Origin of the sequence: Paenibacillus dendritiformis, assembly GCF_021654795.1 — a bacterium.
Classification (GTDB): domain Bacteria; phylum Bacillota; class Bacilli; order Paenibacillales; family Paenibacillaceae; genus Paenibacillus_B.
Genome location: NZ_AP025344.1, coordinates 1,554,915 through 1,578,039, shown reverse-complemented (window position 1 = coordinate 1,578,039; position 23,125 = coordinate 1,554,915). Strand labels below are relative to the sequence as shown.

Annotated in this window: 21 protein-coding genes; 5 read left to right on the top strand and 16 right to left on the bottom strand. The window is 40.3% G+C overall.

Annotation, left to right across the window (positions count from 1 at the left end):
* The 5 genes from L6439_RS06860 to L6439_RS06840 form a co-directional block, all read right to left on the bottom strand.
* Complete coding sequence (locus L6439_RS06860) at window positions 1–1,332, bottom strand: hypothetical protein (RefSeq protein ID WP_213468948.1); 1,332 nt, start codon at window positions 1,330–1,332, stop codon at window positions 1–3.
* Window positions 1,333–1,462: 130 nt separating this feature from the next.
* Window positions 1,463–2,068: a hypothetical protein gene (locus L6439_RS06855; RefSeq protein WP_213468947.1), complete on the bottom strand. Its 606-nt coding sequence runs from the start codon at window positions 2,066–2,068 to the stop codon at window positions 1,463–1,465.
* Between the two features lie 188 nt (window positions 2,069–2,256).
* Entirely contained in the window at window positions 2,257–3,645 is a 1,389-nt protein-coding gene (locus L6439_RS06850) for a stalk domain-containing protein (RefSeq protein ID WP_213468946.1), read from the bottom strand.
* A 61-nt stretch (window positions 3,646–3,706) separates the two neighbouring features.
* Window positions 3,707–4,237, bottom strand: a complete 531-nt coding sequence (locus L6439_RS06845; RefSeq protein ID WP_213468945.1) for a hypothetical protein — start codon at window positions 4,235–4,237, stop codon at window positions 3,707–3,709.
* On the bottom strand, window positions 4,234–5,088 hold the full coding sequence (locus tag L6439_RS06840; RefSeq protein ID WP_213468944.1) for an SHOCT domain-containing protein: 855 nt from the start codon (window positions 5,086–5,088) through the stop codon (window positions 4,234–4,236). Before L6439_RS06840 ends, L6439_RS06845 begins: the two co-directional genes overlap by 4 nt.
* A 207-nt stretch (window positions 5,089–5,295) precedes the next feature.
* Between L6439_RS06840 and L6439_RS06835 the strand changes: the two genes are divergently transcribed.
* From L6439_RS06835 to L6439_RS06825, 3 genes are all read left to right on the top strand, one after another.
* Window positions 5,296–5,499: a helix-turn-helix domain-containing protein gene (locus tag L6439_RS06835; protein ID WP_213468943.1), complete on the top strand. Its 204-nt coding sequence runs from the start codon at window positions 5,296–5,298 to the stop codon at window positions 5,497–5,499.
* A 167-nt stretch (window positions 5,500–5,666) separates the two neighbouring features.
* The gene (locus L6439_RS06830) at window positions 5,667–6,353 is read left to right on the top strand and encodes a helix-turn-helix domain-containing protein (protein WP_237096772.1); all 687 of its coding nucleotides are present in this window, start codon (window positions 5,667–5,669) and stop codon (window positions 6,351–6,353) included.
* A 51-nt stretch (window positions 6,354–6,404) separates the two neighbouring features.
* Window positions 6,405–6,788, top strand: coding sequence for a hypothetical protein (locus tag L6439_RS06825; protein ID WP_213468941.1), 384 nt, complete (start codon window positions 6,405–6,407; stop codon window positions 6,786–6,788).
* A 31-nt stretch (window positions 6,789–6,819) separates the two neighbouring features.
* Here L6439_RS06825 and L6439_RS06820 read toward each other — a convergent pair whose 3' ends face one another.
* From L6439_RS06820 to L6439_RS06805, 4 genes are all read right to left on the bottom strand, one after another.
* Window positions 6,820–8,034, bottom strand: coding sequence for a restriction endonuclease subunit S (locus L6439_RS06820; RefSeq protein WP_213468940.1), 1,215 nt, complete (start codon window positions 8,032–8,034; stop codon window positions 6,820–6,822).
* Window positions 8,035–9,591, bottom strand: a complete 1,557-nt coding sequence (locus L6439_RS06815; RefSeq protein ID WP_213468939.1) for a type I restriction-modification system subunit M — start codon at window positions 9,589–9,591, stop codon at window positions 8,035–8,037. It lies immediately after the preceding gene.
* On the bottom strand, window positions 9,588–10,184 hold the full coding sequence (locus L6439_RS06810; RefSeq protein WP_213468938.1) for a restriction endonuclease subunit S: 597 nt from the start codon (window positions 10,182–10,184) through the stop codon (window positions 9,588–9,590). The genes L6439_RS06815 and L6439_RS06810 overlap by 4 nt, the downstream gene beginning before the upstream one ends.
* A 110-nt stretch (window positions 10,185–10,294) precedes the next feature.
* Complete coding sequence (locus L6439_RS06805; protein WP_213468937.1) at window positions 10,295–13,048, bottom strand: type I restriction endonuclease subunit R; 2,754 nt, start codon at window positions 13,046–13,048, stop codon at window positions 10,295–10,297.
* 240 nt (window positions 13,049–13,288) lie between these two features.
* On the opposite strand from L6439_RS06805, the gene L6439_RS06800 reads away from it, so the two are divergent.
* A complete protein-coding gene (locus tag L6439_RS06800) occupies window positions 13,289–15,454 on the top strand; it encodes a hypothetical protein (protein ID WP_213468936.1) in 2,166 nt (721 codons plus the stop codon).
* A 153-nt stretch (window positions 15,455–15,607) separates the two neighbouring features.
* On the opposite strand, the gene L6439_RS06795 is transcribed toward L6439_RS06800, so the two are convergent.
* On the bottom strand, window positions 15,608–16,432 hold the full coding sequence (locus tag L6439_RS06795) for a hypothetical protein (protein WP_213468935.1): 825 nt from the start codon (window positions 16,430–16,432) through the stop codon (window positions 15,608–15,610).
* Between the two features lie 230 nt (window positions 16,433–16,662).
* Here L6439_RS06795 and L6439_RS06790 point away from each other — a divergent pair, with 230 nt between their 5' ends.
* A complete protein-coding gene (locus L6439_RS06790) occupies window positions 16,663–16,914 on the top strand; it encodes a single-stranded DNA-binding protein (RefSeq protein WP_205571027.1) in 252 nt (83 codons plus the stop codon).
* Between the two features lie 164 nt (window positions 16,915–17,078).
* Here the strand turns inward: L6439_RS06790 and L6439_RS06785 are convergent, their stop codons facing one another.
* From L6439_RS06785 to L6439_RS06760, 6 genes are all read right to left on the bottom strand, one after another.
* Window positions 17,079–18,335 carry a hypothetical protein gene (locus L6439_RS06785; RefSeq protein ID WP_213468934.1) on the bottom strand — a complete coding sequence of 419 codons (1,257 nt, stop codon included), beginning with the start codon at window positions 18,333–18,335 and terminating at the stop codon, window positions 17,079–17,081.
* A gap of 70 nt (window positions 18,336–18,405) precedes the next feature.
* Window positions 18,406–19,764 carry an AbiJ-related protein gene (locus L6439_RS06780; RefSeq protein WP_213468933.1) on the bottom strand — a complete coding sequence of 453 codons (1,359 nt, stop codon included), beginning with the start codon at window positions 19,762–19,764 and terminating at the stop codon, window positions 18,406–18,408.
* A gap of 199 nt (window positions 19,765–19,963) precedes the next feature.
* Window positions 19,964–20,470 (bottom strand): hypothetical protein, encoded by a 507-nt coding sequence (locus tag L6439_RS06775; RefSeq protein WP_213468932.1) that lies wholly within the window; start codon window positions 20,468–20,470, stop codon window positions 19,964–19,966.
* A gap of 241 nt (window positions 20,471–20,711) precedes the next feature.
* The gene (locus L6439_RS06770; protein WP_213468931.1) at window positions 20,712–21,116 is read right to left on the bottom strand and encodes a recombinase family protein; all 405 of its coding nucleotides are present in this window, start codon (window positions 21,114–21,116) and stop codon (window positions 20,712–20,714) included.
* An 89-nt stretch (window positions 21,117–21,205) separates the two neighbouring features.
* Window positions 21,206–21,913, bottom strand: a complete 708-nt coding sequence (locus L6439_RS06765; protein ID WP_213468930.1) for a hypothetical protein — start codon at window positions 21,911–21,913, stop codon at window positions 21,206–21,208.
* Window positions 21,914–22,024: 111 nt separating this feature from the next.
* On the bottom strand, window positions 22,025–22,954 hold the full coding sequence (locus L6439_RS06760) for a WG repeat-containing protein (protein WP_213468929.1): 930 nt from the start codon (window positions 22,952–22,954) through the stop codon (window positions 22,025–22,027).
* Between the last annotated feature and the right edge of the window lie 171 nt (window positions 22,955–23,125).

The window sequence follows — 23,125 nt, the reverse complement described above, 5'->3', positions numbered from 1 at the left end:
TTACCCCTCCTTCCGACCTAATAATCTAATCGAGTATCCTGGCTTTCTATTTTTTGAATAATAATACTTCTCTAGGAACCTATCTTTGTTATACTCCACATTGTAATCTTCGAACACATGATAGACCGTATCAATTGTTGAGAAGAAGGCTAGTTTGTCTCCTTCATTTGTGGGAATGAACTGATGGCTTCCATCTGTTTCAAATAATTGTTGAAGAAAATTATTTTCATTGTATGTATACCGCTCTACACCAAAATCATTTAGATTGAATTTTACTGTCTTTCCAAAAAAGTAAGTCTCTTGATCGTATCTCATAATTTTATCATCTCGATGACTTATAAGAGTTCGATTCCCTTTTTCCCTTACATACGTAGGTATCTTTTGGGCTACACGCAGTTCTTCGGGAATTGAATTTATGGCATCAATTTCAATTTCCTCTGTCAATCTCGTCTTGACTCTTGGATAGTATGTTAATGAGATAGAGTTTTCATCAAACCTTTCAATTACTGCAGGGTAGCACTCAGAAAGTTTACCCGGATTGGACTCCGTTGCACCTATACGTTCATACAGCAGTACGACATCACCTATCTCGAATTCGCTTGTAAGATATTGAAACTTTTCTGCTTTATTGTAGAATCGGTTCATCCATCCCCGCTGTCTGAATTGCATAACGAAAGCTATCCAATCAAATTGATGCTCTTTAATTTCGGATGGACCATCTGCGGCTTCATTATAGAATTTATCAAGTTGTATTTTATCTGTGCTCGATTCTTCCAGATACCTTATCTCGACTAATCCATCGAGCAAACTATTTCCGAATCGCATAAGGATGTAAAGATCCACATATTCGAAACCATCAGGATAAACTGCCCCATGATCAATTATTAATTTCGGAATAGGTTTGTTGACCTTAGCACTTCTTACCATGATATAAGCAATTAAGCTGATGTATCCTGCAGATTTTTTACTTGAAGCATTCAAGGCTTGATTAGCCATAATATCTGATTGCAGTTCAAACACTACTTCATCATCGGTATCTTTCTTAAAGTAGACTCCCTCAACCGATTTTGTAAAGAAGTTCCTATCGGAGTAAGGTTTCAATGTCCCGATTGGTTTGAACCCCACATCAAGCCCGTTTGTTATCACGAAACTGAAGTGTTCACCGATGAGCAATTCCTCTGATATTGTTACATCGGACAAAACCAATTTCTTTTTCAGCATGGATTGGGCATACTTGTCGAGTTCATAGGCAAGCAGAAGCTCCGAACCTGTATAAATAGTGGTTACTTTCTTGTCTAATGGTAATAAGTCATTTAATCCTATAACGTCCATTTGCAACTCTCCTTTCACACGAAGCAATCATTGGTAGTATTCTCTATATTTTAACCCATTGATCTTTTTGGCTCAATTATAGAAAAACCACCTTCCAATCGGATAGGTGGTTACGACCTGTTTCCAATCTTTACTTAATGAATACGACATACACCTTGTCTGTCGTTAGCGGTTTACTATCTTCATAAATTTCGACCTTCTCCTTAAGATCAGCCTGCAAATTCTTTATTAAGTGCTGCGCGGCGGATAAAGTATGGTCGCCAAAATCATAGATCACTAAAAATTTAAACGCTGCCGCGGGATCAATCGATTTTACTTTTGATTTCCCTTCAAGTAGCCCCCTAATATCTTTTACGATTCCGTTTCTTTGGGCTGAACCAAATTTGTAACCATTATTAATCGGCTTGTTACATTTGATCTCGGCAATAATATTGACCTCTCCAGTAACGATGAGATCGTATCCATTATCATTCGGTCTGGTTTTAAGTACTTGTTGCAAGTAAACTTGATAATTCTCCTTCACATAAGGGAAGCGATCACTAACCCAGTCAATGAAACGGATGGTCGTTTTGTATGTAATAATGTTATGAATATCCTTCAACGTAGTCTTTATATCTTCGAAATCTTCAACTGACATCCGTGAATAGTAATCTTCATTGGAGCCGGTTATTTTATTAGCTATGAACTGATTTAATCGTTCTTTCAACTCGGCTTCTCTATCGTAAGGTAGGCTCATCTTTTACCCCCTGCTAGGAAAATGGTATGTTTATCCACTAATTGTATCTCGAATGGCTCCTTTGGCTCAACAAAAGAAATTAATGCGACTGAAATCCGCTTCCCTCGATGCCCCTAATACAACAAATGTAAAATAAAAAGATGGTGCCTGTTAAAGACACCATCCGAAATGGAACCCCTAGTGATCAATTACTCTTCATCTTTATAATCAATCTTCGTATCGATTCCAACTGTATTTGTTTTGCTATCCCACGTTACGCCAATATTGAACGCTTTTGCGATGTCGCGGAACTTGAAGTAGTTATTACCATCAATTGTGTAGGCAACCAAGTTTACTTCCTTACCATCGATATATAGCGTGGAAGAAGTAGGCTTGGCTTCTTTTGTTGCTGGCTTAGCAGATACTTTAAGCTCTCCGCCCGCTGGAGTGTATGCTTTACCGGAAAGAAGGCTAATTGCATTCTTTGCTCCATCCCACTTCACTTCAAATTGTTTCTCGGTGCCATTTACAACTGAAGCGATGTCGCGAAGTTTAAAGAAGTTGTTGTTATTGATGTTATAGGCTTCAAAGGATACTTCTTTACCGTTGACAATAACCTTGGATGCTGTTGGCTTGGCAGACACAGGTTTGCTCGACTGATTTGTATCGGAATCAATCACTTGGTATCGATTGAACCCTTCATACATAAAGGTAATGTTCTTAAACGAGTCGATCACATTACGATCTTTATCATAAACCTCAATCGACGCAACCAAAACATCGTCTGTAACAACAGATTCAAATGTAATACTAGGCATATATACGGAAACCTTACCGTCTTTAAATTCCTCGTCTACATATTTCATTTGACCACCAAAATAGCTGTCGACACTCACATAAACTGAATGAGCCTTTGGGTTTGTAGTTACTAGATCGAACAAGAATACATTAGAGTCCTTCTCAAATTTCGGGGTCTTTAAGGTGATCGCAGAGACTTCAAAACCACCGATCTCGTCGTCATTTCCCTTAACTTTCTGCAACTTCAAAGAACTGCTTGGGAATTTAATCTTATACCCCGAATTTTCATTAAGAACATTTACTGTCGACATACCTTGTTCGGCTTCACTGTTACCGGATTCGGAGTTAGTCTTAGGATCATTACTTGCAGTTCCTTCGCCTACAATCTGCACCACGAATTCGGCAACCGTATCAGGTGAAAACTCGCTGCCGAAGCGCACGTTCACCCCATAATAGCCCTTCTTGCTGAGACTTACGGTATTCCCTTTTACAGCGATATCTTCGGAAGCTTCTCCCATAATGAAGGACTCACCATCAAGCTTCGCGTCAGGCAGGAAACTGATACTCGGATGCGGGTCTTTTCCGGTAATAGTAAGCGTTACTGGTTTGTCAGATACAAAAACCGTATCTCCAACCCCTGATCCTTCATCAATAAACTGCTTTTTATCAGTTACGTTTGAGATTGAAACATAACCTCCTTGCTTCGTCTCAACTTTCGCTCCACTCTCAGCCATAGCCGTTAGTGAAGTAAACAGGGAAATAACCAAAGACAAGACCAACATCATAGATATCTTCTTCATTTTCCATCACTCCATTTTCATTGTTGTATGCTTATCATGAGCAATTGCTCTAAAAGCCAAGTTATTGTACTGTTCTCTTCGCCTGATACATCGATTGGATAAATAACTGGATATCTGATTTTTCAAAATGGCGTTCGCTAATACAAATCCTCTTCCCTATAAAGGCGATTTCGAACAGCTTGTACCTCTTACACAGGTAAAGAACCAAGGCGATGACAAAGGTTCCTGCCATTATTGAGCCATATAGCTTAATTTGGCTAAATTGCACACCAAATTTCTTCATTCCTCTAGAGATCTGCATCAGGATCGTGATTAATACCCCGACCGTTACAAGATAGTAGAGATTACGTCTCGATCTCTTACGTATATAGCCAGCACCAATGAAATCTTGAAGCGGTATCGATTCGGGTTCGAATATTTTTCTGGAAGTGTCGCCATTTTCATACCGATAATGCTCACCGAAAAAGTGGATGTACTCATTGGTAAGAACTACTACAGGCTTTTGACCCTTGTTCCCGATGTTACCTTTACCTAATACCGCTCTGATCTCCTCGCCATTGCTCAAGCTTAATCCTTTAACGACAGTACTCATTTGTTGCCATTAGATAGGAGATTCTTTTTTGCTTCGTCAAACTCTTCTTGGGTGATAAGCTTCTGCTGCAATAGTTCGGAGTATTTCTTTATCTCGTCAGCAATTCCAAGTTTGGAGATAGTTTCAGTGGGCGCTTGTGGCGCGGCTGCCGCTGCAACCTGAGAAGGTGCTAATTCAACAACATGGTCTTTAGCTCTTCTGAGTTGCTTCTGAAAGTCATCGATCTCCGCTTTATCATACAAATTGATGTTGAACGCAATCATACCCCCTGCGAAGGATATCTCGAACAAATTTTTACGTTTCAATATGTACGCAGTTAATGTGATTGAGAAGCTTAATACTGAAGCGATCAATACAATTGTCAAAATGTTCATAACCGTTGCCTGATCGCTACTTCCCAAACTACTTAGAACACCGATAAGAATGATTGTTAAAACTAATGAAGATAAAGAAGTAATTAACAGTGATGTCGGATTAACCCTGGTGTAGCCTGTTCCAGTCACATCCTTCAGATCAACCATTCGCTCTTCAAATGACTTTTTCAATTTACCAGCTTCTTTGTAGTAACACTTTCCTTTGAAGTAAACCCGCTTGTTACTAATGACGGAAAATCCACTGGCAAGCGAACCCCCTGATAGGAAGTTGATGATGTAGCCATTACCGATTGAAGCAATGTACCTCTCAGTTGGTTCTGCAAATACCTCCCTGAATTTCTTCATTACTTCATCAGATAAAATTGCACCTCGCCCCAACTTCCCCTCAACTGAGACTTTAAAGAATGCAATTAGCGGTGGAACAATAATCACAAGTAAAAAGAATGTGATGATTAATTGTGGTGCTGAACTCGACAAGTGCATCTTCTCCTTTGGTTAGATTTTATTTAACACTGTCTCACTGCCCCTTCTAGACAAGTCCTCATTATTCCTTACCAGAGTAGGCATTTCGACATATATTGATAAGTATAATATAGGAACTATACTTCGCCAACTATAATTAGTTATCAAAGATTCGCGTATTCCCTAACATAAAGGAAACGAATGCAAGGGGCTGTTTCCTTTATGAAATTGAAAGAAGCTAGGGAAAAGAAAAAGCTTAGCCAAGAGAGCGTCAGCCGCGCTGTTAATATATCCTTGAAGCATTATCAGAACATTGAACACGGTCTGACCACTCCGACTGTCAATATTGCATTGCATATCTGTGAAGTGCTGAAGGTTGACCCACGAAAAATAGATGAGTGGAAAGATAGACGACCGCCTGTTTAAAACGGATACCTCTTAGATCATGATAATTAGAACCTACTCCCTAGTCAGTTGACTTTAAGTCACATCGAAACACAACCTCGACAAAATTATCCATCATATCTATAACTTTTGACCTACTATCCCGATATACTTATTAAGAAGAATATGGGAAGGAGGTCTTTTTGTTTGTGGACATACGGAATGAATTTGGGCAAAGAGTCCGTGAATTGAGGGCAAGAAGCGGCATGTCTCAGGAATCGCTTGCATATCGCGCGGGGGTTGATCGTACATATTTAAGTGGTGTCGAACGAGGAGAACGCAATGTGAGCCTTGTTAATATCGAAAAGATCGCCGCGGCGCTTTCTGTATCGGTTGAATACATGTTCTCGAGCGAACGTTTCTCGTCAACCCCCGCATATCAGCCCAATGACTTCACGATACCATTCACAGAGCGGTTTAAGTATCAACTTGATGCTGACAGAAGGGTACTCGCCTTTCAGGTTTATGGGCTACTTACAGGAGATAATGTTGATTTTATGTCCAAGACACTTATGGCGATTTGTAGTGCATTCGGCAAAGGTGAACTGAACGTATTCGTTGATCACAGGGAAATGAAAGCTTCCGACGGTGAACCGGTTGTTTACTCGCCTGCCGTATCTGAGCGGGCGATTGCTTTTCAAAGGAACTTGCTTTTGTATAGCAGTAAAGCTGTGGTCCTCTGTAATTCTGAATTTCAAGTGCATCAATTAAATCGAATTACTCAAGAAAGCGGTATTCCTACAGTCCCTCTTTTCGGTCGGGATAAAGACATGATAGGGAAAGCATACGAGCTGCTCGACATTAACGGGAATGACTTGATACAAGCTAAAGCTTAAAGCCGCCACATAAGATGGCGGCTTTAGAATTTCACAGGATGCATGTGTATAATGATCATAAAACAGGGAGATGTTGAATTGGCTCAGATTTATGATTTTCTTTCTCGTCAACCACTCAGTAAACTCAAGCAACACAACAATGAGCAAAGTGATAAGATTATCGAACAACACGGCAAATACATCGGAGTACTTACCAAACAAAGAACAGAGTCGCTACGGCAAATAATTGATTTACTGGAACTTAAGAAGAATCAGATTGAACAGTTGATGTCTGAGTTTGAGGAATTGCAGTCTGGATACGATGAGATGGTCATTGAAGCAGTTAACTTTCTGGAAGCAAAGAAGAATGGAGTGGATTTCGATCCGGAAACATGGGATTTCTATGTAGATGTTAAGGGGCACTGCTGGGTGGTGAAAAATAGTTCAAAGGTCTAGTCTCCTGTTATGGAATCTAGACCTTTGGTAATCAAACAAACATTTCTTGTAGGAAACCTTTCTTTCTCTCATTTTGTGACAAAAGCTTCTTCTTCTCATGAATGATCTTCTTGTCAAAAAGAGATAAGAACGATGCAATCTTCAATTGTTCTTTATAATCGGGTAACCACACTGTTAGTTTTTTTAAGCTTTCACTATATAAATGTACAACTGATGCTCCTTGAGCTAACTTCGCTAGTTCTTTTCTTTTTATTGAATTTATTTGATAACTTAAGAAAGCACCACTCACACCTTTATATGGGGTGAACACATTCAGGTCTCCACCAAGTAAAACATTTTCAACCAATAATGCACTAGCTTGTGCAATATCAATAGCAGATTCCCCTGAGGATGGTATAAGTACATCATTAGCGTTTCCATACACCTTATTGTCTGAAACTTTCGTTTTGCTATATACTTCATCAATTATTGAAGTATATCTTGTATATAATTCTCCATATAATATACATGCTTCCCCTGTTTCGCTTATATCTGACTTTGATAACGTGCCACCTTTTCTAAACTGCCCAAGTTCTCCAAGTGTTTTCTGTTCCCATTTAGGAAAATCCTGTCCATTCGCATCTTTGAACCGGATCTCCTGAGAAAAAATCTTTTGTATTATGCCTTTCTTGAACAACTCCAGCTGTTCGATCTTCTCCTGCTGCTTCTCGATTTTCTGGTCGAAGAGGATGAGAAAAGAAGATACCTTTTCTTGTTCTTGTAAGGAAGGGAGATGAACTTCCATATTCAAAAAATCAGAGTCTTTAATACTTACACGATCATGTCTTGCTCCACTATCACCATTTAAATAAATGTGTCGATACCAGTTACTTGTCTTAAAAAAGTATGAAAGGAAAGTTTTCGAGATCTCCTCAACTCTAAAACAAAGATATAATGGAGATACAACCCCTGGTTCAGGATATTTATAAATATTGACTGGTCCATACGGTGATTCCTTAGAGATTCTAGGGTTATACACGAAATCTCCATCATCGATTACATAGTAGTTATCAATATTGTCTGCATTAGCAATATCTTTATCGAAATATTCCCGCTGTGAGACAAGACCATATTGAGACGAGTTCGAGATAACGTTTTTTATTTCAAAATTAGTGTTCTTTTTAGTAATCTTCGCTGCAAAATCGTTAAGGGAGTACTTTTTCCAGTCACCTTTGAACTCCTTAAACCTCATCACAGGTCTATTCATTCACAACTCCCCCAACTCATTCAGATACTTTGCAAGCTCAGAATCAATTTTATTAATCTCATCATCAATTTCCTTAAGTCGAGCTTGAACTGCTTGGATATCAATCGCTTCTTCTTCCTCAAAAGTATCCACATAACGAGGAATGTTCAGGTTAAAGTCATTCGATCTGACTTCGTCTAGGCTAGCGGCATATGAATACTTCTCAACAGACTTTCGAGTCGTATAGGTTTCAACGATCTTCTCAACATCTTCATCACGAAGACGATTTTGGTTTTTCCCTTTCTCGAAATCGTTGGAAGCATCGATAAACAGAATGTTATCATTCGCTTCTCGACACTTTTTGAAGACTAGGATACAGGTTGGGATCGTTGTCCCAAAAAAGATGTTTGCTGGCAACCCGATCACTGCATCCAAGTAATTCTTTTCTTCGATCAAGTACTTCCGAATAACCCCTTCTGCCGCACCGCGGAACAATACCCCATGAGGAAGGACAACTGCCATCGTTCCGTTATCATCAAGGTGATGAATCATATGTTGCACAAAAGCAAAATCGGCTTTGGATGTAGGAGCCAGTTTACCATAAGCGCTAAAGCGCTCATCATCGAGAAATTTATTATCTGAACTCCATTTTGCCGAGTACGGAGGATTCGCTACTACTGCTTCGAAACGCATATCAATGTGTCGCGGCTCCTCCAAGCTATCGGCATTCTGGATATCGAAATTATGGTAAGACACATCATGCAAGAGCATGTTCATACGAGCTAAGTTATACGTAGTTGAGGTTTTCTCTTGCCCGTAAAACTTTCGAACTTTTGCTTCCTTTGCAACTCTTAAGAGCAACGACCCCGAACCACAAGTCGGATCATATACATTTCTCAAGTCCTTTTTACCAAGTGTTACTATTTTGGCAATGATTTTGGAAACTTGTGGTGGAGTATAGAACTCGCCAGCCTTCTTACCCGCGTTAGCTGCAAACTGTCCGATCAAATACTCATAAGCGTCGCCCAAAACGTCAATGTCCACATCATCATGTAAGAAGGGGATATCATTAATATTGACCATGACCTTAGCGATCAGCTTAGAACGAGACTTTACATCACGCCCTAGTTTGGAGGAATTCAAATCCATGTCATCAAATAAATTTTGGAAGTCATCCTGACTCGTCGCTCCTAGGGTTGATTCTGTTACTGCGGTGACCGCTTTATGTAGCATTTCAATATCGAATTTGCCTTGCTCTCCTTTACCAATCTCCTCAATCATGCTTGAAAACAGGTAGTCTGGTTCAATGACATAGCCAATTTCCTGAATGAGCTGATCTTTTAAGGCGTCTCGATATGCTTGATCCTTCCAAGCATCTCTGTAAGAAATATTGTCTTCCTGAAGAAGGCTATTAACCCGATCTTCCGTTTTGTCTGACAAATAACGGTAAAAGATCAATCCCAGGATATAGTTTTTAAACTCGTAAGCTTCAAGTTGACCCCGAAGATCATTCGCCATGTCCCAAAGCTTTTTATGTAATTCGCCTTGCTGATAACGCTGTAACTCAGTCGTTGTCATCTGTTTACCTCCTCCTTTAGATACCCCATTAGTATTTGTTTGATAAATTGCTGTTCCCATACGATTCTCTCCTGAAGTAGACGATTTTTTCGATGTAATAATCTGTGGACGCTACCAATCTTCACTTGCTCGTCCATAGGTGGCAAAATAATTTCCAATGTCCTAAGCATTTGAATCGACAAAGCTGCTATACTGGAACCTTGCGTAGCGATCTTCAATTGTTTGCGACAGTCTGGATGATCATTTATAAACCACTCCAGATAGTCAGGATGTAATTCACTTGTAGGCTCGATTATGGCAAAGTTAGAAGGAATCAACTTTCCGACATGCTCCTGCTGCAATGCTACTGCTCGTTGACCAGTCAAACTAATTAAGACCAACCCCTCTTTAGCAAGCGGTATAGACCCTAAACGATCCTGATCTACATGAACATCTTGCTGATTTTCTACCGATGATGTGGGATCAGGACTTAACCACTCGTTCATTTCTTTCATCGTGTAGACCGGAAGCTTTACTGCCTCCAATGAAGGTGTTGTCTGGATACGGGATAAAAATGCCCCTTGCACCACCGATGCACATTGTTCTAAATTCAAACCAGCCCTCCCCTTTTGCTATTTATTAAAATAGCATTAAACCAACAGTTTCAATATAATAAAAAACAGCAGAAAAGGCAAGTCCTTTTCTGCTATTTTTATAAATAGCATTACGAAAATCGTTTGGTATGCTCAGTTATAAACTCAATAATCCGTTGAATCATTGCTCTCTTTTGAAGGAATGGTAACTTAACAGCATCACTTATCTCTTGTTGGTTAACAAGCCCACCGTACTCATATTCCTGCACAAAGCTTTGGATAACTTCAGGCGATAACCCCACTTCACCTGCGAATGCCTTGATTTCCTTCATACGTTCTTCTTGTTCGAAAGCATTGTAGTTATCGTCTACCGAATCTGCATTGGTTAATGTCGGTACTACTTTCCGCAAGAAGTCCTTCAGCAAATTGGCTTTTAGTCTGAGCTGCTCATTGTCAGCCCGATCGATCTCATCAACAATATCTTTTACTGACTTGTCTCGTTGCTCCTGATTATCGAAATCAATGTTTCGGATCAAATTCATAATGTAACTAACATTAATCCGATCGGTATGCATCAACTCGATTAGGAAGTCAACATTCGCCAAGATCGATTCTTTACCCCCGCCGCGCTTAACTTCATCATAGATACGGAGATACTTGCTCTTGTAGTCCTGGTACTCCTGTTCAGAAATACCCAATCGAGACGGGTCGAATTCAAACTCGGTAAAAGTTTGGAGACGAGTCAGATATTTGGTAAGCTCACGGAAGCTAACCACAAACTCCTGTTTTTCTTCCTCTCGCTCCAAGGCATCCACTTCCGCTGGCGTAGTGGCAAGAGTTTTTACTTTCACCAGAGCTGCCCTAAACATTTGAAGGTACTCTTCATAACTCTTCATCAGGACATCATCGACACTGTCCGTTTTCGAGAATAACTTAATTGCCTCGTCCGTATCTTCCTTTAGATTGCGGAAGCACACAATATTCCCATAAGGTTTGGTCGCTTTCTCTGTCCGATTGGTGCGGGAGAAGGCTTGAATCAAATTATGATATTTCAAGAAGCGATCCATGTAGAGGATATTCAAGGTCTTGCTATCGAATCCTGTCAAAAAGATGTTGACTACTAGCAAGATATCGATCTGAGCAGTCTTGACTTTCCGAGAAACATCGGCGAAATACCCTTGGTACTTATCTGTTGAAAAGTTGGTACCAAACATGGCATTGTAATCCTTAATGATACGTTCAAGGCTGTCCCGAGAATGCTCGTCTTGTCCATCACCTTCACTGTCCTCATTCTGACCATAAGTGAAAATGCCGGCAATCTTCAAGTTATGTGACATGGACTTGAAGGTGTCGTAGTACTTAATCAGCATCGGGATGCTGTCCACAGTGAATAGTCCTGTATACCCTTTACTGCGTGACTTCCGATCATGATGGTTTATGATGTTCTCAGCGATCAAACGGATTCGATCATCATGCATCCAGACTTCATCAGTCAGAATTCCTTTTACGCGAGTCTGATCCTTTTCGTTAATCGAAACATCAACCGTTTGGATGTAATCCACCGAAAACCCCAAGACATTGCCATCATGGATCGCATCTTTAATCAGATACGTATGTAGACATTTCTCAAAAATATCGGCGGTTACCCGACCGTCTTGGCTTTTGTTTTCTTCGAACAAAGGTGTTCCAGTAAAACCAAAGTACTGCGCCTCTTTAAAATGATTGTCTACAAGTCTTTTCATCTTACCAAACTGACTGCGATGACACTCATCAATAATGAAGACAACCCGCTCCTGTTGATACGGCTTCATGATCTCCTCATATCGAGGATTCTTTATAGCGTTCGCCATCTTTTGAATTGTAGTAACGATCAACGGCTTCGTTAAGTCCGAAATTTGTGCCACCAATTTTTCAGTATCGTCTGTCATGTCTACTGAATCCGGTTCAAATTTGTTAAACTCCGCCAAGGTCTGACTATCCAAATCCTTACGGTCAACAAGGAAGAATACCTTCTTGATATGCGGCTCATTCGCAAGGATTTGACTCGACTTAAATGAAGTTAATGTTTTACCACTACCAGTAGTGTGCCAGATATAACCGTTGTTTTTAGTTTCCAAAGCACGCTTAATAAGTGCCTCAACTGCATAGACCTGATACGGTCGCATGACCATTAACAGCTTCTCAGTCTCATTCAATACCATGTATCGGGCGATCATCTTAGCCATGCGGCACTTTTCTAGGAAGTTGGACGTGAAATCGCTTAGATTGGTGATACGATTATTTTCTGCATCCGACCAGAAAAAGGTGTGTGAAAACAAGATGTCACCATCGGAGTTTCCAAAATATTTCGTATCAACCCCATTGCTGACAACAAACATCTGCAGATAGCGATATAACCCCCTGAAGGAGTGTTTTCGATACCGTTGAATCTGATTGAACGCCTCTTTAAAATCTAAGCCGCGGCGCTTTAACTCAATTTGTACTACGGGTAATCCGTTAATGAAGATTGTTACATCATAACGGTTTTTATACGTCCCTTCCACTGTTGTCTGATTGGTGACCTGAAAAATGTTCTTACACCAGTCACGGATATTCATCAGCTCAAGATATACCTCTGTTCCGTCATCACGTTGGAACACCTGTTTATCCCTAAGAATTTTTGCGGAGTCAAAAATGCTTTTTCCATCAATCTGAGTTAGGAATCGGCTGAACTCTGCATCTGTTAACGGCTGACCATTTAATTTCTTCTCATTGAACTTATTCAGTTGCTGTTTAAAGTTTCCTAAAAGCGAATCGTAGTCATTTATTGTCACTCGTTCGTAGCCTTGACGAACAAGTTGCTCGATCAGATTTTTCTCAAGCTGGGCTTCCGACTGATAGGACAAATGTAAAACCTCCTTAGGTGTTCTTTACCCCACTCATACACAGGAGTCTTACAATATTCTACAATTCCCAGCCTATATCCTTCTAAAGCCCCAATTAATAATTTCTCTTTCAATGTATTGCTCTCGCTAAAGACACAGCAGGGTCTGATTAAATTCCTCCTTCTCGACATCCCTCATCACAATTCTGGAAATGTGATACAATAGTCTTAGTATTCAATGTTTCTTAGAGGGGGGGTTATTATGTCGGAAAAACACGCAGATAAATTACTTCATGTCCAGAACGGAGCAATACGTCACCTGTTATATTCAAAGGTAGACGAACAGGATTTAATCAATCGTTATCGTGTGGTTGTCAAACGTGAAGTTAAAAGAGAATTGAAAGTGGCTTTGGAGCGACTTGACAAGCAAAAGCTTGTTGAGATTGTGGCTATTTCGCCAGAGATAACAGAATCTGATATCGAAACTTGTTTTGAAGATAACAGATACAGCCGTAGACCAAATTTTCGGCTGTTTATGCTGCGTCCGCATAACCCTCAACTGAGTTCTTCCTCATTCATTGCAGATCAGAAGAATAATACTGGTGTGTCCAAAATGAATGAGTTGCTCAAGCCAATCACTTACCCCAATGACACCATATTTGGGCTACTTGCTATTGACCAAACCGTTGTCAATCACGAAACGGTAGAAATCGCGTTACAGTATCAGGAGAGATATAATTACATCAATCCTGAAACCGAACAGTCCGATTTTATTTACGAATTGAAGTTCGGCTTCTTATGGATCAACTTTGATCAAAGCTTTGTGAGCATTAGTATACCTACTGAGTCATTGGTTGGAACAATATCCAAAACTCTTGAAAGAGCCTTTGATTGCTTTGTTTCACCTGTAAACATCACCAAAAAGATTGTCAACAGTGTGTTTAGCAAAGAGTCAATGAAAAGAACCACTTTGAGCAATCCTGACCCCGAATCAGGTAAGCCAAGCAAAGTTACTTTGGCTGACAGTGATCTTGGTAATAAGGTTGGGCAACTTACTGAATTCGATGGGTACGACTCGCCAAGTTCAGTTTATCAAGAAGCAATCGACGAGGACGGAGACTTCTTCTCAACTCTTGGGGTCAACAATGACAAAGGCAAGATTTATCTTACCCGTCAGCTTAAAGCCTCTGAAATGAGACGTTGGGGGATTTGGCGAATCGGACAGATCATGAATTACATTAACTCCATACAGGAAAATGGCGAAATCGATGATAAGTTCGAATCATTTGGACTTGATGAAGATCCCGATCTTGTTGCCTTCACAACTACAAATGACGAGAAAAAAGTTATTTTGGAAGTCATTAAAGCAGTTGTCACCTGTAAGGTGAAAAAGATCGAGAGCTTTAAGCTCCACGACTTAAATGTTGATAAAATTGTAGGTTCACTGAAGAAGCATACCATTGCCCACTTCTATCCTTACTGCGATAGTTGCGACCATTATGCAGATATCACCTGTAATCACTGCGGAAACACCGACTTGTTAACGGTTTCTGTAAAAAGAGGACAGGCTCCAAAGGTCATATGTTCATTCTGTTACACTGAACTTCAACAGGATAACGTTCGCTGCTTAATGGATCACAAAGTCAGAATAGACTCCTGGTATGATGGAGTCGTAATTAATCCTAAATCAACTTTAGTCGAACTTACCGAAAAGATCATAAACAAGTATTTTCCGGATGAAGGATTTTCGCACGAAGAAGAATCCTTCTATCTTCAAAACAATGTCGTTCAATATTCATCTAGAGTCGCTTCGAAAGTCATGTTCAAAGTGAGAGAACTTCAACAATTTAAGCCCGTCTGGGATCGGAGAATTACCCCTAAACGCCGCGATGAACTTGCTGAAGTGTTGAGTTTACTTACAGAAAAATGTTCTAAACATAGTGTCGATGCCTGTCAAGCCTGTCAGCATGAAAAAAGCGTCCGCTGCATAATGAAACCTTTTGTAACGTTTACTGATCATAAATTACATCCGCATCATGGACAAGAATACGGTGATATCAGCTTTACCATCCAGATGCTTGGTATGGACGATGCCGTATTTGTAGGGATAGCCAAGAGTTATGAGAAGAAACCGATAAAACCAACAGACACGAAAGCTTATGAGATGCTTCAACAGTTTGTTTATAAATGTAAGGACACTACTGTCAATGTTTTAGGAATTGTGGTAGCAGGGGAACTTGAACAGGGTTTTGTAGCCGTGTTGCAGGATCTTGCCGGAAGGTACAAAAAGAAAGTCGTAATGTGGACTTACGAGGAATTGATGTTGGTGGTCGATTTTGCCATCAAGAAATATGATTTATCAATCGCTGAGGTTATTGAAGAACTAAAGGCAGACAAAGTCAAAAGAAAAAGGAAGCCTGCCAGTTAATATTTCGCAAAAATCAACCCTGTCAATTGGACTTCGACAGGGTTGATTATTTGCTATCAACTTAGGATTCATTTTGAAACAAATACTCCACAAGACGAATTTCTTGATACAAAATTCGACCGGTGGCGTTTTAATCCCTTCCTGAAACTAAACCTATAATGCTTCAGACGTAACCTTCTCTGGTTTTTTGCCACCCCTGAATGCAGAGTGACCCTCAAGCTTCGCCAACAATATTTTACGGGTCGTTTTATACTCATCTCCCACCATACCGAGTCGGATCAAGAAAAGTCTGAAGGTAAACTTATCGTTGTCGGTGTCCTTGCCTTTGGGTAATGTATATTTCAACTTCATCGCAGTCTGGTTCAACAGTCCGACAAGCTGTGTATAGGAATGTATCTCTTCAGGACTGCGTTCGGCTTGGAAAAACTTAAAGATGATCGTACTGCTGTCGAAACTGAAGGCTATGCCTGGGCAATATTGTTCACCAATTTCAGATATCACTGTCTTGAAACTTTCCAGTGTATCGACATTAGCTTCATTGATGGCTTTAGCAAAATCATCTTCGATAATATTCGATTCAATACCAAGTGATCTTTTTACAAGTACTTGTTTGCTGTAAAGCAAATTAACCAAATTTCTTAGGGATACCCCTGTATGACCTACCAGCGGTACGACCACTTCAAGTGGGGAGTTTGAGCTTGCCGCGGGCTCGGCTGGATCGCATGATTCAACTTGATCGACTGGTTCAACTGGATCATTTGGTTCGCGTGGTTCGTATTGCATCACAACAACCTGTTCCGTTAGTACGCTGTCGAGATCAACCTCCGTGCCTTTCGAAGTCGTGATCTTGCCCGCTCTGTCAATCGAGTAAATCCCCGCGGCTGTTTCAATCTGGTAAGCGAAACTCGGAACCCCCATGTACTTAGGAGTAACCCCAAAATGGTTGCTTAACGCCTTTATTATTTCTTTTCTGTCCATAACAACCTCCAATTAGAATTTACATTTTCAAAGAGATAGGCGTTACCGCCTTTCATTGAGGTTGTTGTAGTTCTAACTTGGACGGTGATTTAATGCAAGTAAATATTGAACATACCCCAAACAAATACGACTTGACGGATATGGAAAGCAGATGTACTATATAGCTAGTAGCTAGTAGCTAGTAGCTACTAGCTACTATGAATGATCCTGAACAGAAAGGAGAATGTCAAATGAGAATCGATAAAAACACTTCTCTGGAGGACTTGATGAACATTGCCAAAGCAACTGTTCCAAGTCTGGATCAAGGTGAGGAATTCCTTGTCAAAGACCTTTTTCGGGGCTTTGAGTGGAACCGGATCGCTAAGGGCAATCGTACTAAGCTTGGCTCCATGTTCTTAAACTACGCCGAGAACCATGCAAGTAACTCCCTTGAGATATTAGGGAAAACGCCGCAGAATCAGCAGATGTACAGAAAGCTGTAGTTAACTCGTCTCCTGAAAAGAACAGAAGTGATGTGTTCTTTCCACATCACTTCTGTTCTTTTCTTCCTTGCAGTATAAACTTTTAAATTTCCCTGCTTCTTTAGAACTGCACTATAATTTACCTAAGCAGAAAGATACGCTGCTGAATTTTAATGAAGCTCGTATTATAACAATCTGTCTGCAGTAAGAGCATCGAATTCTCTGCATGCGTCGATATACTGCTCCTTGAGTTCAGGTCTTGATGTAAATAAAACACGAATGGCATCCCTTAAATGCCAAGGGTGATGCTCTGACCAAAAAGCCGAATAAAGAGCAGTCACTACATCCTTATCAAATCCGAACTTTTCTAAGTACCAAATGACTGTTCTCTTTTTATGATGATTTGCCCAATCAAATAACGATATTGAGCCTTCCCTAAACGCATAAATTCTAAATAACTCGACGAAGTTATTTTCCAACAAATATTTCAGTTCCTCTTCCTCGGATAGTTCTGCGGGATCGAGAATCGCTTGACACTCGATAAGTCTCTTAACACATTCCTCAACTTGAGCCGCGGGAACTAATTGTTGTCGAAGTAGAGCAGTTACTACACGCGGATTAGTATCCTCACCTGGTGCATACCATAAAGATCGGATTAATTCAGGGTCATTCCTGCAAAACCGAACTATACTTGGTTCATATCTCAACACTGCTCTAAACAACTTCATGTTGGCTTTCATGAATTGAAGTAGTTGAACGACAAAGTTTTCTTGCAATCTGAACATCCGATGCCAGAACACTAGTTTCTGCTCATTATCATAAATTTCAATGGGATAACCACCGTATAAGGCTTCCTTCACTTCATCAAGAAATGATCTGTACTCCCGCTCCGGCATTGCTAATGGAATTTCTTGAAGAATCGGATCAGGATCGGCTTCAACTGGTGTTAAGCTTCTAGTGAAATGTACTTTTATTTTTGCTAGAACCGAGCTTTTACCCCCTTTGACCTTGAATTTCGGCAAGTTAGATTGGATGAAATACCAAAATGACTCTACATGTGGAGCCTTGATTAAGTTAGACTTTGCATGTGCGCAATCATTCCTGCGATTTCTCCAAAAAGCTAATTGTTGTCTTAAATCCTCAGTCAAAGGGAACAGTACAGGTCCTTCTGCTCTCTTTGTTATCTCAAACACTGCCGTATCCCATACTTCATCTTCTCCAAGATCTTGGATGTTTTGCCTCCAAAGTGAATCTGGATATTGATCTGGCTTAGATGAGTTCAGAACGCGATCCTTTAAGATTGTCTGAAAAGATAAGTACGACAGCAACAGACTGGCTCTATACGCAGATGCCTTATAGCAAACAATTGCCTCCTCGAGTAGATCCCGAGCATCAATTGATACGTTTTGACTTACTAACCAATCTTCAATCGGAAGACGCAATTTACCGCAACCCCTTCAATTTATTAATCGTTCGCAATTAGGCATCTGGATTATTTTCCTCTATCGTAAGTTACGAAGGCTTAACCCCATGCTTTTTGAACAGTCCTTCGAAGAACTCTTTAACGATCTTTACTCCCGCTTCCTCGTCCATCAATTCATACCCGCCGAATCGATAGACCTCATACCCGTTGAGTTTTAATTCTCTGTCGGCTTGAACCATCTCGGCGTACTTTTTGGGACTAGATATATCTTCATCAGAATAATGTTGCTTTCCATCTACTTCAAGGACGATACGCTGCTTGTTTGAAAACAGTAGGAGAAAGTCCATACGCTGTCTTGGTAAATACGCTTTTCCTGCTCGCTGTTTTATCGTGTAGGGATCATAATGTAAATAGACTTGAGGTATTAGTGCAGGAAAGTTCTTATCGAACAAATCCTTAAAACATTTAAAGTAACTCTTAAATAGCAGCTTCTCTGGTGGAGAAGCTAATGTTTGAAATAAACGCACATAGAGCTGTTTTTCCGTCTCTAAATTTGGCTCTGATACCCCATTCCTATCAGCCCACCACGATACTAGGTCAGCCCAATACAGACCTGTATTCGGAATAGTACGGTCGTAAACTAAACAGTTCTCTTCATGCTTTACAATTCTAATGTCGTTATTGATCGAGTCACTAATTACAATTTCAGGCTTCTGACCCACCGCGGCGAAGATCAGATTTTTCACATTGCCTTTTACCCCATCAAGCACTTTATCGATACGGTAGACTGGAAACCCTGAAATATTGTCCGCCAGATTAAACTTATATCCGTCATTTCCTAAATGCTTATTGATGAATTCAATATATTCGTCCTGCTCGTCCTGCTGTCGAACCAATGGATGGACGACCTGTTCCAAGAATTTAATAAACATTTCATCAGGCGCTATCATTAGTTCTAAGTACTTCTCATATAAGTAGACTTCATCCCAGTCTGAATTGTTGATCATATGTTGCCATATATCACCTGAAGCGGTCTTAAAGCGGGAATCAGTTGAAGGCATGCTGTCCAAATCCCATATCCGATTCAAGAAGTCGACCAATTCGTATTTACCTGGGATATTGTTTCTGGCATGTAGTTCATCCATGATATTTCGCCTTGTGATCTCACTGATTGTATAAAGTCCCGTAGGATTAAGTCGAAGAACCAACTTTGATAATGAGTTTGCCTTTGAGCCGTAGTCATTTATAATTCGCTTAGCTAAGTCCAAGAGGAATAATTGATCCTTACCTTTGAGCCTTTTTTGGACGTAAACCCTTCTACTGCTAAATGCCTCAGACTCATCTCCGCTTTCCAATCCATACTTATTGCAAACAGTCGGTATGTCGTATGCCTTTTCCTCAAGTAGTACCTGAACTATGGCATCAATGAGTTCGTTAATACTCGCCATCGAATACCCCCTTTTCAAATAAAAACGATCAAGGATTCCTATAGATACCCCATAAGAGCATTTCCCACTCGATATCGAGCGCCTCACCAATGTTGTATTCCAATGCGAAGAAACTGTGATCTTGCTTTTCGCAAAAGCTCTTAACATTAGAGTTACACAATTCCTTAATCCTCGCTGCGCTACCGAATTTATTAAAAGATTAATTAATACGCTTGATCTCCTTGCAATCCTTACTGAAAACACTGTACTTATTAGGGATTCTGCTCAAAGGATTTACACCAATCAAAATATTGTAACAGGGGATCTTCTCTGAATATATAGCCTGTTTATTGATATCCTGTAGTACACCATTTCTTACTCCTGAGTCCCCATAAAACACCTTTTCATAACCACTTTCACCATTCTTTTTCCCTCGTTCAGTACTAGCAATGAACCATGCATGTCGCGCCTTGAATTCAAATAATGCTACAGGATTTGTCTGTTTGTTACGGTATCGAATTATTGCCAAATCACGCCGCTTCTCCCACTCACGCTGGATAAAGTAATCGTTATCGTCTTTAAGGACATTTGCGAAAAGCAGATTGAACTTGTCTCTGATGTTCATTTCGGTTCGGGAGTTGCTGTAAAGGATAGCCAATTCATTTTGGAACCATGTTTGGTTTAAACTTCTTAGCAAATTTTCAATATAGTCTGGTGTAAATAACATTATTGAGCAGCACTCCTAATCCACAATCTCTTGAGAATCTATTCAGCATGACCTATTCTCACGATCTTTCTCTACGGCTGTCCCATGATGCCGGTTCTTTTACCCCATTCGCTGTAATATTTCGACAAATTATCTAATAAACCCTTCCCTTTATGGACGTGTTAAGATGGATCACCAAGAGCTAGGGGCGTCAAAGACGTAAACAAGCCGCCACATTAGTTGGCGGCTTGTCAGTCTTATATCATTTTGAGATCCCCTTACCCCGACTTCCCTTTCGCTTTAACCACTCTTGCCACCAGAAGCTATAATATAATTCGAACACTTTAGAATCATCATCTATTGAAAAGTCCAAGTGATCTAAAAATACGAAGTTGTACTGCATCGCTCCTATAAGTAGATGAAGTGTAAAATTGTCGCGAGACAATTTATACACTGTAGAAACAATTACTGTATCTCCTTTCTTGGCGGTGTTTAGGAGCTTATTGTAGCCCGGTCGATTTTTGCTTAAGCCGCTATATCCATCATCGATGAATACTTCATCAATGAGAATCCCTTTTTCATTGGCATACTTCATGCACTCTTTGACCTGGGCATTGATTGCTTCGGGAGACTGCTTTGCACTTCTAGCATAGATGTAGTTATTCATATTAATTCCTCCATTTGTTTAGGATTGTATGATCGAATGTTTTGGGCTGTTCTTTAGGGGCATCGAAAGAGGATACCCCTGAGATGGGATTAGGACTTGTTGTTGTATACCATGCTTCCGACAAGGCTTGCAAATGTCGATTCGATAGGGTGACCGAACAGTAAGCCCAAAAGGATCAGGTCGTAATCGCTATTTGTTTTCCCGCTTAAATACCCCTGAAGGCAGTCGAGAATCTTTTGCTCACTTAGTGCCCGGATTTTGCTTTGGACAAACTCATTCATGATGAAACCTTTTCGTTCTCCGTAGTGAGCTTCTTCCAACAACTCATATGATCTGATAAAGGCTTCTAAATCGAAGTGCTGCCCAAAAGTGTGATTACCAACGAATCCAAATGAAACTCCATACCTGATTTGTTGCGTCATTGCATATTCTAAAGCCATTCCTTCGAACCAGAACATAGCATCATCTGTTAGTGCTACATATCCAAATGGTTTTTGTCTATCTTCCACAGCTTCTTTAAGTTTGTCGATTCTAACCTGCTCATCTTTGTAGTACCAATCACAACTGAATGCTAAGTTGCGCCAACTATGCATTTTTGACTTGAACGGAATTTCGATCTTTGGGAATTTATAGCTTACAACTCGATGACCCCTGTTTAATTCCATAACCTCAAATGAGTTCTCATTCTCGTTTCTGTAAAAGCCAGTTAGTCCCCTGCCCTTGTTATCCCTGTACTCGCCAATGCCAGATTTCGCCGCGCTGCTGTAGCCCTCAAGCTTAACCAATTTCTTTTCCATACTATTTGCCTCCTAGTTATTATTTGCGTACACTCTCTAGCCTCGGACTCTTGAAAAATATGAAGAAATAAAATGAGATGATGCTCTTGAACACCATCTCCATTGAGGGTTTTACCTGACTTGTTGCTTCTTAGGAGATACTAAGAGGTCGGTATTTTCCCTCACCGACATCATTTCTTTGATCAAATCTACAACTCTCCCCAGTTTAGTACTGTGGAATGGAACAATAATCTCGCCACTTTGGGTGACTGCACCCCAACTGTCATCTTTCTTAAAAACAATTGCACCTTCAACATAAAACTCGAGGACTTCATCGAATTCGAATGGAATTACCGTAGTACCGTCTTGATTGATCGTCCCCCACTTGCCCTCCTTCTTGACTACTACCGTCCCTTCAATAAAACCTTCATAACCGGGAATATAAGATTCAAACACTTCATCGAACTCGAAAGGTATTACCGTCCGACCAGTGGTATCAATGAACCCCCACCTATCATTGCAACCTTTAACTGCGGCTAACCCCTCGGAGAAATAATTGGCTTCTTGATACTGTAATGGGATCGCTTCATTACCATACTGGTCGATGTAACCCAAGAGCTTAGGACAATAAGGGTTATAATGTAAGATAGAACGCTCAGAACCGTTGAAAGGGTCGTCAAGGAAATCAATTGGATCATCTTCTTCCTCATTTTCATGATACGTGTCTAGATAGTCCACCACGGGTTGAGTGTACTTACCAACGATAGCTCTCCCATCAGAGAATGATCCCACAAGATTGTATCCCCTCGAGAAAGGAACTACTTCTTTCCCTTGTTGATCTAAATATGCGTAGACACCGTTCTGATTCTCGACCCTAATCAAACCGTGATCAACCATTTCCAAATTGAGATACTCGCAAGGTATTATTAAATTGTCTTCCTTATCCACTAAGCCATACAGACCATTGCAAGCCAGCCCTTCGTCATTATCGTTGTTTACAACGATTCCCAATCCACCGATGCGATCAACTACTTCTCCGAACTTGGACTCTCGTTTTTCCATGCCATTCTTCCTCCTTGATATTTGTCATTAAAATTTGTTTCTACTCTTATGTCTACGACTCTTGAGCCAACTCCGTAAGTTGTTTTCAACTCACCCAATCAAAGAAGCAGTATGCAAAAAAAAAAAATCACACCTCGGTGAAGTGTGATTACCGTTGAGTCCGTCTATCTA